Source organism: Saccharothrix sp. ST-888, assembly GCF_000955975.1.
In the GTDB taxonomy this organism is placed as follows: domain Bacteria; phylum Actinomycetota; class Actinomycetes; order Streptomycetales; family Streptomycetaceae; genus Kitasatospora.
The window spans coordinates 1-11,108 of the sequence record NZ_JYJF01000151.1 but is presented as its reverse complement, the minus strand read 5'-3'; the positions used below and the strand labels follow the sequence as shown (position 1 = coordinate 11,108).

The window sequence follows — 11,108 nt, the reverse complement described above, 5'->3', positions numbered from 1 at the left end:
TCTGGGTGCCGGGCCGGTAGCCGGAGTTGTAGAGCGGGCGAATCACGGCACAGCGCGGGTCGGTGTAGACCACGGGCGGGAGTGTGGGCAGCTGTGTTGGCCGGGGCGGGATCACGGCCGCGGTGACGGCCGTCGGCGTGGCGTCAGCCTGCCGGGTCCGGCGGGCGGCGAGTCGGCGCGCGCGAGGCCGGCCGGGACCGGTCGGCGCGGCGACGCCGGGGCTGGCTGCGAGGTGGAGAAGGTGCCCGACGACGGCAGGAGGAACGGCGCTTACGACCCCGACGAGCCATGCCTGATCGGCGGCCATGTGGCCGGTGGTGATCAGGTGGCTGACGACCTGGGCGGCCAGCGTCAGGATGATGGCGGTGACGGCTCCGGCGATGGCCGAGAAGCGGGCCCGCGATCCCTTGGACCGGTGGGAGGCGACGACCGCGGCGATGCCGGCGTAGGCGCTCATGGCGAACGGCATGCCGAACGCGAACGGCGTTGCCCATCCGGCGAGGCGGGCGAGGTGGTACTCACCGGGGGCGCACATCAGCAGGGTGACGGCGAGGACGACGGGGCGGCCGGCGGTGGTGGCGGTGCGCGCGTACCAGGGCGCGCGGACGCCGATAGGGTGGCTGGTAGCCATCGGAGGAGCACTCTCCTGTGGTCAGGGCCTGGGCTGGGGCTGCGATCCCCACGCCTGGGCCCGTTCTGTTGTGTGTGATCAGCTTACCGGCGAACAGTCGCCATGTACTCCCAACTCAGGCTGCCAGGACTGAAGTTCGCCGCTTCACCTGCGTGACCTCCTGGCTGTGCGCGGCCCGGCACGGCGGGCAGGACGGGATGCCGAGCAGGGCGTGCAGTCGGTAGCCCCAGCGAGACCCGGCCGCCGGTAGGGCGTGTTGGGCGTCGAGGTCGCGGATGCGGCGGGCTCGGACGCGTTCGGCGCGGGCGACGTCGCAGACCTCGCAGGTCTCCTGGTAGGCGATGTGGCGGCGGCGTTGGGCCTCGGTGCCGCAGTCCGGTCCCGGTTCGGCGGGGAGGGTTGGGGTGTCGGGGAGTTCGGTGTGGGGAGTGCCGCGCTGGTCGTCGGTGCGGCCGGCCCAGGTGCCCCATTCCTGCTGCTCGGTGGCCCAGGTGTCGCAGGCCGTTCGGGCGGGGCAGGTGTGGCAGATGGCTTGGGCCTGGTCGAGGGTGTCGGGGGTGTCGAACAGGGTGGCTTGGCCGACACAGGGGAGGAGGCCGGCCGTGGTGGGGGGTATGAAGTCGGGCAGGGTGAGCACGGCGGCCTCCTCGGTGGGGCAGGGCGGGTGAGTGACGGGCGTCAGTTGCGGGGTGACAGGGCGTCAAGCTCGGTGATCACGTCGAACGGGCAGAGGTGGTCGTGCCACCTGCAGGGGCTGGCGGGCTCCGCCTGGGTGGCGAACGCGCGGACGGCGGTGATGCGGGCCTGGGCCTGGGCCAGCTCTTCGCGGAGTCCCTGGACGGCAAGGCGGAGCGCGGGCCCCTCGGCGGGTCCGAGAACGCCTCGGGCGGCACGGTCAACCAGGCGGTCAAGCTGGGTGTCAGAGTCGGTCACGACTGCCCCTCGCTGTCCCCGTGCAGCCGCCGCACGACCTGCAGCGCGATGTTCTCGGCGAGGTCGCACACGTCGAGGTCGTTCAGGTCGTCCAGGTCTCGGGTGTAGTGCTCGATGACCTGCTCGATGAGGTCGGTCAGCTGGTCGACGGCGTCGGCCGAGGCGGGGGCGGGTTGGTCAGACACAGGTACTCCAGCGGGCTGTGTGGCGGGTTCTGGTGTGGTCCCCGGGCGCGGGGATCGGCGGGACCGGTTGCGGGCCGCCGAGGGACTGGTGTGGCCCCTCGGCGGGGTCCGGCTAGAACGGGGGCTGCTCGGTGGCCCAGGGGTCATTGGCGGGCGTCTGCTGCCCGTGCTGGGTCTGGGGCTGCTGGCGGCTGTTGGGGGTGCTGTTGCCGTCGCGCTGGGTCTTCTGGACTCGGGCGGTGGCGTAGGCGAGGTTGGGGCCGATGGAGCGGATCAGCAGGGCGGGCTTGCTGTGCTTCTGGCCGTCCTTCTCCCAGGTTTCGGTGCGGACTTCGCCGGTGACGAGGACCTCCATGCCTTTGGTGAGGGACTCGGCGCAGTTCTCGGCGAGGTGCTGCCAGACGGTGCCGTCGATCCACAGGGTGTCTCCGTCGATCCAGTTGCCGGCGGCGTCCTTCTTGCGGCTGTTGAAGGCGAGGCGGATCTTCGCGACGCCGTTGCCCGCCTGGGTGAAGCGAAGTTCGGGGTCGTCGATGAGGCGGGCGATGCCGGTGAGGGTGGGCAGGGGCATGGTCAGTTCTCCTTGGTGAAGGTGCGGACGAGTCGGGGGCCGATGGTGGGTTTCACGAGAGGGCTCCGGTGGGTGAGTGGCCGCTGAAGGGGTGGGTGTCGATGGGGGTGTAGGAGCGCCAGGGCCATCCGCCCTCGGCGCCCTGGCAGATGAAGTTCGGCCAGGCGCGTTCGTCGCGGGCGCCGCGCCAGGGGAGAACGCGCCGGCCTCGGTCGTCCTGGGCGGTGCGCTCGTCTTCGACGGGGCGGAGGCCCATGCCGAACTCGGGCCAGCGGAGCCAGAGACTGGATCCGACCGGGGCGAGTCCACGGGGGCCGAAGCCGGTGGCCTTCGCGGCGTGGGCCTCGAGGGAGAGCGCACAGTTGGCGGTGGCACGGGCTTCGTCCAACACGACGGTGACCTTGCGGGCGTGCTCCTCGCTGTTGGGGTCACCTGCGTGTAGGCGGTAGATGGGTCCGATTATCAGCAGGTCGGGCATGACGGTCTCGACGCGGCGCATCAGCCAGGCCCGGCCGTCAGCGCGCGTGAGGTCGACGCCCTCGGGCCGGATGTCGATGTGGAGCTGGCCGCGCCGGACGGGGGTGCGCTGGCGTTCGGCGATGTTCATGAGGGCGCGGTAGTGACGGCGGGACTGGCGGCCGGAGTTCTCGCAGTCGAGGACCAGGACCTTTTGCGCGCCGAGGGTGTTGTGCTCGTGGCCGAAGGGCATGACGCCGGCGGCTGCGGTGACGGCGATCTGCCGCTGCAGAACGCTCTTGCCGCCGCCTTCGCCTGCGGTCCAGATGACGCGGTCGGTGTGTTCGATCAGGCCGGGCAGGACCCAGTCGTGGCCCTCGTCGTTGACGGCGAGGAAGTCGTGCATGTCGAGGGCGGGAGTGTCCGCAGCGGCGCGGCCGGCGTCGCGGACGTCGCGGGTCTTGGTGACGGCGAGTTCGGCGAGTTCGGATGCGTCGTTGTCGGCGTCGGGTGCCCAGCCCATGGCGGTGATCTCACGGCCGGTGCGGATGAGTGCTCGGCGAAGGGCGAGGTCGCGTATGCGGTCTGCGCACCAGAACGCGCTGGCGCCGTGCTCGGCGGCCTTGATGCAGGTGTGGATGTAGGTGGGGCCGCCAATGCGGGCGAGGTCGCCACGGGCTTGCAGGGTGGCGGTGACGGTGAGCGGGTCGATTGGGTCGGTGGTGTCGGCGAGTTCGGCGATCGCCTGGTGGATGAGCGCGTGGGCGGGCCGGTAGTAGTCGGCGGTGTTGAGGTTGGTCTCTCGGAGGAGTCGGCGGCTGTCGGATGCGGTGATGGCCGAGCCGAGGTATGCCTGCTCGGTGGGGAGGTCATTCGGCTCTGCGGGGCCGAACGGGTCGTCGTGGTCCGTCATCAGAAGATCCCTCGGTCTTGGTAGGACTGCTGCTGTGACTGGTGTGGTGCGGGTGGCTGTGGCGTGGTGAGTTCGTCGTCGTAGCGCTCGCCGTTGAGCCAGGTGGTGGGGTGCGGGATGAACTTGGGGTCGGTGCCGGCGGTGCGCCAGAACGCGGCGTGCTTCTGTGCGGCCTCGGTGAGGTGCGCGGGGTCTGCTCCGCGCTTGATGGCTTTCGCCCATGCGGTCTTCGCGGTGCCCTTGCCGACTCGGCGGGGGTAGGCGGCCCAGAAGGCGTCGAAGGCGGCGGAGGTGTTTGTAGATCTACTACTGAGGGGGTTGAGGGGTAGGGGTCCGGGTTTTCCGGACGCTATGGGGGTGAAATCCGGACCCAACTCGCGAGTTGCGTCCGGGTTTCCCGGACCCTTTCGGCTCGGATTGGGTCCGGGTTTTCCGGACCCTGTGGGGGCGGTAGCGTCCGGGTTTTCCGGACCCAACTCGTGAGTTGCGTCCGGGTTTCCCGGACCCTGTTCGTTCTCCCCCGCACCGCTGAGGAGGGGTATCCGGTAGACCGCTCGGTGTCCGCGTCGGCCGCTCTCGACCACCTCGAGGGCGCCCTTCATCCGAAGTGCCTTCAGCACCTCGTAGCGGCTGGATCGGCCGGGTAGGCGCATCCGGTGGACCGTTCGGGGGTCGTCCTCGATGCCGGGCCAGCACGCGCGGGTGGTGTCGTTGGCGTCCTCCGCCAGCACGGCGAGGACCCATGCCTCGCGGTGCGTCAGCGTCGAGGGGGCATGGTTCATGACCTCGACGATCAGGCGGATTCCCACGGGCGGCTGTCCTTCGTTCAAGGGCTGTACTGGGGTTGTGGCTGGTGCCCGCCAGCCGGTGGCATCCGGCGGGCACCAGCGGTCAGCGGGGAAGGCGGCAGAGAAGCCACCCGGTGCCGTCCGGACGGACGATCTCGAGGGCGGGCCACGGCCAGTCAACGCGCACAATCCGCAAGCGGAGCAGGCTCTGCAGGGCGCTCATGCGCTCACCGCCTTGACGTCCCGCACCCACTCCAAGGCACTGGCGTCCAGGGCGAGCCGGGCCCGGGTGACCGCAACGTACGCGAGGCGGGCCTCCTCTCGGCGCACGGTGACCAGCTTCGTGACTGGGTCGGCCGACGGGGCACGGAAGTCCGTGTGGATCCGGACGGTGTCCCACTCACGGCCCTTGGAGCGGTGGGCGGTTGACACCGTGATGTCGGCTTGGCCCTCGGGGGTGAGGCGCTCGGTGGCGGCGATGATGGCCTGCGGCCCGTGGTCATCGATCAGCTTGACCAGAACCCGGAGATCAGCGCCGTCGGCCTCCTCGCCGGCGTACTGCCGGACCTGCTCCCACGACGCGAACGCGGCGGGTTCCGGGTGATCGGTGTCGCGGCCGGCCTGGAGGTCGGCGGCAGCGCGGGCGAGTCGCTGCATGTCCCCGCCGCCCCCGACAAGGGCGACGCGGTGCCCGGCCTCCAGGTAGTCCATGACCACGGTCATCGCCCCCGCGTTGGTGCGGCAGAGCATGGCCCGCGGGGCCGAGACTGGGCCGAGGGCAGAGGGGATCGGGTCGTGGCCGGTGAGGCGGAGCGGGGCGCCGACGATGAACAGCCAGCGGTTCGCCTCCTCCGCGATCGCGGGGCCGAACCGGAACGACTGCGACAGGGCGAGGGACTCGGCGCTGAGCTCGCGTTCGAACTGGGCGAGCGCGTCGTTGGCGCCGCGCCACTCGTAGATCTGCTGGGCGGAGTCGCCGACGGCGATCCGCTGGGCGTGCTCCTGGGTGAGGAGCACGCTGGACACGACGTCGTTGGTGTCCTGGGCCTCATCGAGGAGCACGACGTCCGCGTCCAGGCGCGGGCGGCCGAGCTGCCACATCTTCAGGTAGTGGTCGTGCTGGAACTTCAGGGCGCCTTGCGGGCGGAGCAAGTCGGACCACGCGGCGCGAGCCACGGGCAGGACCAGCTGGGCGAGTTGGGCGATCGAGTCGGGCAGGCTCAGCCCGGCATGCCGGGGGATGTGCCGGGACGCGATCTCGAGGTCGGCGCCGTAGCACCAGCGGGTGATGGTCTCGAGCGCGTACCGCATGATCTTCCGGGACGGCATCGCGACCTTGTCGCCGAGATCGTTGACGATGACCGGCGTCGCACCGAGGTTGAGCAGGCCGGGGACGTCGAGGATCTGTGCGGCGGTGTGGGCGGTCTGCCGGGGGCCGATGAGCCGGTGGGCGTACTGGTTGCCGATTGCGCGGAACGCGAGGCTGTGCGCGGTAGAACAGGCAACGTTGCCAGGGAAGGAGCGTGCCGCGTCGGTGGCGATGGACTTGTTGTAGGCGATGTACAGCATCCGACGGCGGGAGTCTGAGCGGCCGATCATTTTGAGCGTGCTGGACTTGCCGCAACCGGCGCCGGCCTGCAGGACAAGGTCGAGTCCGTCGCCGTACGTCTCGATCGCCGCGACCTGCTCCGGGGTGGGGTTGACCACAGGGGTTACCTCCTCTCGAGGGGTGGGCGGGGCCGCGCAGAGGGGAGGGCTGCGCGGCCCCGCGGTTCGGGTGGGTCAGGCGGCGTGCTGGGTTTTCTCGAGGGCCTTGACGGTGGCGTCCTCGAGGTCGTCCAGGTGCTGGCCGATGGTGTCGGCGGTGTACCGGACCAGGGCGTCGATCAGGGCGCTCGCCTCGCGGATGTCGAGGTCGTTTGCGGTGGGCACCGGGCGGCCGACGATGAGGGAGGTGGCCCGCAGGCGGTCGGCGCGGTCGCGGATGCCGAGCTCGCCGAACGTGGCGCCCATCTTCCGCAGCTGCTGGGCAGTTGCCGGGCCGGGCCGCTCGCTCTGCGGAGCGGCCGGGGCCGGGGCAGGGGGCTCGTCGGGTGCGGGAGCCGGGAGGTCGGCGACCGGCGCGGGCTTGGCGGCCTGCCCGTACTCGCTGATCACCGCACCCAACGTGCTCGGAGCGCCGGACGTCGGGTGCAGGATCGGCGACCCGAGCACGTTGCGGCGCTTGGCCAGTGCGTGCAGTTCGAGCGCCTTCTGATAGGTGAGTCCGAGCTGCAGCAGGTCGTCCAGGATGGACTGGACCGGGTCGATGCCCTGGCCGAGTTGCTCGAGGATGATCTCCGCCAGCTCGGGACCAGGATGGTGGATCGTCAGGTTCTCGAGGGGCTGGTACCGGGTCTTGGTGACGGTTCCGGTGCCCTCGACCATGTCGATGATCAGACCGAGCTCGTACTCTGCGCCTTCGCGCTGCACGGCCTTGACGCCGACCTTGGTGACCTTCTTACCCTCGATGGTGTAGTCACCCTTGGTTCGCATCGTGACGATCACATGGCCGGGGAAGTTCAGCAGGGACTCGAGCATGTCCTGCTCGATCGGGTTTCCTTCCCTCCAGCCGCCGAACGAGCCGCCCGCGCCCGGCTTGCGTCCGGCCTCCTCGACGATGGAGAGCAGGCCGCCCTTGCCGTTCCAGAAGTGCGACCAGGAGTCCACGATCAGGACGGGGATGCTGGCTGCGGCTGCGGCCCGGACCGCCTCGATCAGGTTGCGCGGGTCGTAGTTGTCGAGCGGCAGGTGCAGGAAGTCGATGCCGCCGAGGTCCGGCCGTCCGGAGACGGGGGCGTAGGTGAGCGCGGATCCGCGCTCGGTGTCCACCACTCCGGTGGGGCCGCCGTCGGCGAGGCGCTCGGCGATTCGCAGCGCGGTCATGGTCTTGCCGGATCCGGCGGGGCCCTGCAGTCCGATGCGAGCCTTGGCCTGCTCGCGGGTGGCCGGAGCGAACGTGAACGCGGTCATCGGGGGTCCCCCTCGGTGGTGTGGTTGGTGGTGCGGGGCGGCCAGTGCTGGCCGGCGGGGCGGCCACAACGACCGCACGGGCACAGGGCGCGCAGTCGGCGGCGCTCGGCGATGTAGTCCTCACCGCACGCAGCGGCCAGGCAGAGGACGGTGATGATCGCGAAGACCAGGAGGGTGGGGATCAGCTCGGTGGTCATCGCGCGACCTCCAGCCGGTACCGCAGACGCGTCGCCTTGTAGGTCGCCCGGGTGTCGTCCGCCCACGTGTGCTCGGGGCCGTTGTCCTCGATCCAGTGCGCGAGCATCTGCTGTTCGGCGTGCTGCTGGGCCGGGGTGATGCGCCGCAGCGTCCAGATGCGGAACGGCGCGTCGTACGCGCGGCCGGACACCTGGCTGTAGACCTTGTCATCGCCGTACAGCTCGTGGGTGAGCTCACCGCCGAACGCGTCCTGCCACGCGCACACCGCGAGCAAGTCGTGGGAGACCATCGCTTCAACGGTGGCCTCCTGGCCGGGCCGGAGCGGGGTCGTGATGGTGATACTCGCGGGCACCGGGACCTGCGCGGCCACCAGGTGCTCGGTCAGGGCGAGCGCGGCCATGACGGCCGGTCGGCGGTAGTCGTGCGCGGGGCGTTCGGGGAACGCAAGGGTCTGAGCGGTGCGGGTAGGCTGCATCATGCGGCCTGCCTCCTTCTTCGTGAGGGTGTTGATCGGTGGGCTGCTGGGCCGTTCCGGGTTGCCCCCCGGGCGGCCCGCCCAAGGTCTGTGGGTGTGTCAGGCGGCGCGGCGGGCCTTCGGCCGAGCCCGGCGGGTCACCGGGTCGATCTCGTCGCCGATCTGCGCAATCTGTGCAGCGCTGAAGCGGACGAAGCGTCCGAGCCGCTTGTGCGGGATCGTTCCGGCGCGCACCCGCTCCTCCACCCAGTGCGGAGTCATGCCGATCAGGCCGGCGGTCTCCTCCGGCGTGTACAGCCGGAGCGGCGAGTCCGCGGCGGGCTGCACGCCGAGAGCGGCAACGGTGGCCGCCACGATCTGTGCCAGCAGTGCCGGGTCGATCCCGGCCGGTGCCGCGATCGTTGGTGTGGTCATTCCTGTCTCTCCCTCGTGATGGCCTGGATGGGTACGCCGAGGGCGTCCGCGAGGCTCTGCAGGACCCGGGGACTCGCGCCTCGCTGCTCGCGCTCGATCCGCAGGACGGTGCTCGGATGCGTTCCGGCCATGCCGGCGAATCCGCGAATGGAGTACCCCCGCGCTCTCCGTAGGGCCGTGATTGCGTACCCGTTCGGTGTCACGAGAGAGACAGTAGACCTATTAAGTAGGTGTTGCAAGGGGTTCAATAGGCATTGGAGCCCATTCGGTCGGCTTCAATGCCTACCGGGTCGCTAACGATGCCTACTCGACAGGCCACGGGGGTCAACTCAGGCAACACTGGCCACTAACTCAGCCCGTCAAAATCGGCCCGATCCCGTCACCGCGTTGCCTATCGATGAGGCATGATGTGCGCATGAGCATGGATTGGGCACGCCTCGCAACCGCGATTCGTGAGGCGCGAGCGTCCCTCGGGTGGACGCAGCAGCAGCTCGCAGAGCAGGCGCAGGTGTCGCTGGCCACGGTGCAGCACTTGGAGGCCGGGAAAACCCGGTCGCGCCGACCAATGTCCGCCGACCGAGTCGCCACCGCGCTCGGGTGGGCATCAGGGAGCGTTGACTCCCTCTTGGCCGGCGGAGAGCCGATCCCCGGCGGTGCGCCGACCGAGGCGCCTGCGGCACAAGGCGCCGATGCCCTGGCCGGCCTTTCACTGCGGATCCGCCGCGAGCTGGCCGCGGGGCAGGTGCTGGACGGCGCCGTACTCGACCTGCCGGCCGCCGGGCGACTCAGCGTCGTGATGATCCCGCTCGTCCCCGAGGACGCGAGCGAGGCAGAGATCCAGGCCGCGCTGGAGGAGTGGAAGCGCCTGCACCTGCAGCGCGGCGACGCGTAATCGAACATTCAATCGATTTTCGCAACCTGCTTACAGATAACATCGCTCTGTGATGTGATGTCAGTACCTGGAGAGGGGGCACCGACACCAGGTACTGAAGGGCATGCACCATGCACGACGCGCGGGTTCGGCTCGTCCCCGTCGAAGCACTCCCTCACCATGTCCTGTGGTGGGTAGACGGTCCGGCTGACGGCCCGTACACAATCTGGGTCAGGGACACTCCTGACGCTCTCGCGGCTGCCGAGGTCGTACGCCAGACGCTGCTCAGCGCTGGCCCGTCGGCTGCTGCCGCATAGCCCTGGTCACCCGGGCTCTACGTCGCGTTGCGCCCCAGGAGCGCCGCGACCCATCCACACGTCTCGACCCACAGGGGGGGTTCTGTTGGCGTACGCAGAGAAGCACGGCAAGGGTTGGCGTGCACGCTACAAGCTGCCGGACGGCAGCTACGGTTCCGAACCCGGATTCGCCACCAAGCGGGCTGCGAAGGAGTGGGGGGAGGAACAAGAGGTCTGGCTGCGCCGCCACCCGACGTACGACCCTCGCAAGGCGCGGACACCCCTGGGTGAGTTCGTGCCGATCTTCATGGACTCCCAGGATGTCGCACTCAACACGGTCGCCAAGCGGCGCCAGCTCCTGAAGGCCCACATCCTGCCCAGGTGGCAGTACACGCCGCTCTGCGATATCGACCTGCTCACGGCAAAGGCGTGGGCCAAGGAACTGCAGTGCGCCGACTCCACCAAGGGCCACGTCATGACGCTGCTGAGCATGATCCTCACAGCCGCCGTGGACGGCCGCTACCTGCTCGCCAATCCCCTGTTCCAGCGCCGGATCAAGAAGAAGAGCAGCGCGGCCATCGTCAAGCGCACCACGTCCGATGACGAGGTCTACGCGGAGCCTGACGAGGCGTATGCGATCAGTCAGCGCCTGGAAGGCGTGGCGCGGCTGATGCTCGACGTCGACGTGTACACCGGCCTGCGATGGGGCGAGCTGGTCGGACTCCACCGCGACAACTGCCTGCTGGTTCGCCGCGAGAAGCTGAACGGCAAGCCGTGGTTTCGGCGCGTTCTCCGGATCGACCCGGAGGTAGGGGCCCTGCACGAGGTGCAGGTTCAGCTGACCGAGGAGGAGTTGGAGGAGTGGCGCCGGCAGGAGGATGAGCGGATCGCGAAGGCGATCCGGGCCGGGCGGCCGGTACGGCGGAAGAAGGAGCCCGAGACCCGGACCGAACTCTTCCTCGGCGAGCCGAAGAACGAGTCGTCGGCCCGCGAGGTCGACGTGCCGTCATTCCTGGTCGCACTGATTGAGCAGCACCTGGAGACCTGGCCGCACGAGCACCCGTTCTCCACCCCTGGCGGCCAGCACTGGAGGCGGTCGAACTTCGCCAGACAGCAGCTCCGTCCAGCAGCTGACGGCAGGCCAGCCCGAGAGGCGCGCCGCGGTCACCGCGCTCTTCCCGGATGGGAACCGATCCTGCCCCACTTCACGATGCGCGGCGCCCGCCATACCCACAGCACGTGGATGAAGGAAGACGAGGTGGATCGGGCGCTTCGGTTCCAGACCATGGGGTGGGTCGTGAAGGACATCGAGGGCACGTACGAACACGTGACGCCAGTGATGCGGAAGCGCCGCCTCGACGGCCT

Annotated in this window: 15 protein-coding genes and 1 pseudogene; 3 read left to right on the top strand and 13 right to left on the bottom strand. The window is 69.8% G+C overall.

Annotation, left to right across the window (positions count from 1 at the left end; all coding sequences use genetic code 11):
- From UK12_RS30175 to UK12_RS45220, 13 genes are all read right to left on the bottom strand, one after another.
- Window positions 1-631, bottom strand: a 631-nt coding sequence (locus UK12_RS30175; protein ID WP_045306378.1) for a hypothetical protein, incomplete at its 3' end; no start/stop codon positions are given.
- A 115-nt stretch (window positions 632-746) separates the two neighbouring features.
- Window positions 747-1,268: a WhiB family transcriptional regulator gene (locus UK12_RS30170; RefSeq protein WP_045306377.1), complete on the bottom strand. Its 522-nt coding sequence runs from the start codon at window positions 1,266-1,268 to the stop codon at window positions 747-749.
- Between the two features lie 41 nt (window positions 1,269-1,309).
- Window positions 1,310-1,564: a hypothetical protein gene (locus tag UK12_RS30165; protein WP_045306376.1), complete on the bottom strand. Its 255-nt coding sequence runs from the start codon at window positions 1,562-1,564 to the stop codon at window positions 1,310-1,312.
- On the bottom strand, window positions 1,561-1,749 hold the full coding sequence (locus UK12_RS30160) for a hypothetical protein (RefSeq protein WP_045306375.1): 189 nt from the start codon (window positions 1,747-1,749) through the stop codon (window positions 1,561-1,563). The genes UK12_RS30165 and UK12_RS30160 overlap by 4 nt, the downstream gene beginning before the upstream one ends.
- 112 nt (window positions 1,750-1,861) lie before the next feature.
- The gene (gene ssb / locus UK12_RS30155; RefSeq protein WP_045306374.1) at window positions 1,862-2,320 is read right to left on the bottom strand and encodes a single-stranded DNA-binding protein; all 459 of its coding nucleotides are present in this window, start codon (window positions 2,318-2,320) and stop codon (window positions 1,862-1,864) included.
- 52 nt (window positions 2,321-2,372) lie between these two features.
- Complete coding sequence (locus tag UK12_RS30150; protein ID WP_045306373.1) at window positions 2,373-3,689, bottom strand: AAA family ATPase; 1,317 nt, start codon at window positions 3,687-3,689, stop codon at window positions 2,373-2,375.
- The gene (locus UK12_RS41760; protein ID WP_197085285.1) at window positions 3,689-4,498 is read right to left on the bottom strand and encodes a hypothetical protein; all 810 of its coding nucleotides are present in this window, start codon (window positions 4,496-4,498) and stop codon (window positions 3,689-3,691) included. Before UK12_RS41760 ends, UK12_RS30150 begins: the two co-directional genes overlap by 1 nt.
- Before the next feature lie 198 nt (window positions 4,499-4,696).
- Complete coding sequence (locus tag UK12_RS30140; RefSeq protein ID WP_045306372.1) at window positions 4,697-6,184, bottom strand: UvrD-helicase domain-containing protein; 1,488 nt, start codon at window positions 6,182-6,184, stop codon at window positions 4,697-4,699.
- A gap of 75 nt (window positions 6,185-6,259) precedes the next feature.
- Entirely contained in the window at window positions 6,260-7,489 is a 1,230-nt protein-coding gene (locus UK12_RS30135; RefSeq protein ID WP_052682294.1) for an AAA family ATPase, read from the bottom strand.
- Window positions 7,486-7,686 carry a hypothetical protein gene (locus UK12_RS30130; protein WP_045306371.1) on the bottom strand — a complete coding sequence of 67 codons (201 nt, stop codon included), beginning with the start codon at window positions 7,684-7,686 and terminating at the stop codon, window positions 7,486-7,488. Before UK12_RS30130 ends, UK12_RS30135 begins: the two co-directional genes overlap by 4 nt.
- Window positions 7,683-8,165, bottom strand: a complete 483-nt coding sequence (locus UK12_RS30125) for a hypothetical protein (protein WP_045306370.1) — start codon at window positions 8,163-8,165, stop codon at window positions 7,683-7,685. The genes UK12_RS30130 and UK12_RS30125 overlap by 4 nt, the downstream gene beginning before the upstream one ends.
- Window positions 8,166-8,261: 96 nt before the next feature.
- A complete protein-coding gene (locus UK12_RS30120) occupies window positions 8,262-8,576 on the bottom strand; it encodes a helix-turn-helix domain-containing protein (protein ID WP_045306369.1) in 315 nt (104 codons plus the stop codon).
- The gene (locus UK12_RS45220) at window positions 8,573-8,779 is read right to left on the bottom strand and encodes a helix-turn-helix domain-containing protein (RefSeq protein WP_197085284.1); all 207 of its coding nucleotides are present in this window, start codon (window positions 8,777-8,779) and stop codon (window positions 8,573-8,575) included. The genes UK12_RS30120 and UK12_RS45220 overlap by 4 nt, the downstream gene beginning before the upstream one ends.
- A gap of 194 nt (window positions 8,780-8,973) precedes the next feature.
- Here UK12_RS45220 and UK12_RS45215 point away from each other — a divergent pair.
- The 3 genes and pseudogenes from UK12_RS45215 to UK12_RS30105 all read left to right on the top strand — a co-directional run.
- Window positions 8,974-9,162: pseudogene (locus tag UK12_RS45215) on the top strand (helix-turn-helix transcriptional regulator); the annotation flags it as partial.
- A gap of 39 nt (window positions 9,163-9,201) precedes the next feature.
- Window positions 9,202-9,468, top strand: a complete 267-nt coding sequence (locus UK12_RS43715; protein ID WP_231591448.1) for a hypothetical protein — start codon at window positions 9,202-9,204, stop codon at window positions 9,466-9,468.
- Window positions 9,469-9,849: 381 nt separating this feature from the next.
- Window positions 9,850-11,108: hypothetical protein (locus tag UK12_RS30105; protein ID WP_045306368.1), on the top strand; the 1,259-nt coding region annotated here is incomplete at its 3' end.

Coding starts and splice junctions, on each gene's coding strand:
- ssb (WP_045306374.1), bottom strand. CDS start 2,320: ATGCCCCTGCCCACCCTCACCGGCATCGCCCGCCTCATCGACGACCCC.
- UK12_RS30130 (WP_045306371.1), bottom strand. CDS start 7,686: ATGACCACCGAGCTGATCCCCACCCTCCTGGTCTTCGCGATCATCACC.
- UK12_RS30135 (WP_052682294.1), bottom strand. CDS start 7,489: ATGACCGCGTTCACGTTCGCTCCGGCCACCCGCGAGCAGGCCAAGGCT.
- UK12_RS30150 (WP_045306373.1), bottom strand. CDS start 3,689: ATGACGGACCACGACGACCCGTTCGGCCCCGCAGAGCCGAATGACCTC.
- UK12_RS30120 (WP_045306369.1), bottom strand. CDS start 8,576: ATGACCACACCAACGATCGCGGCACCGGCCGGGATCGACCCGGCACTG.
- UK12_RS30125 (WP_045306370.1), bottom strand. CDS start 8,165: ATGATGCAGCCTACCCGCACCGCTCAGACCCTTGCGTTCCCCGAACGC.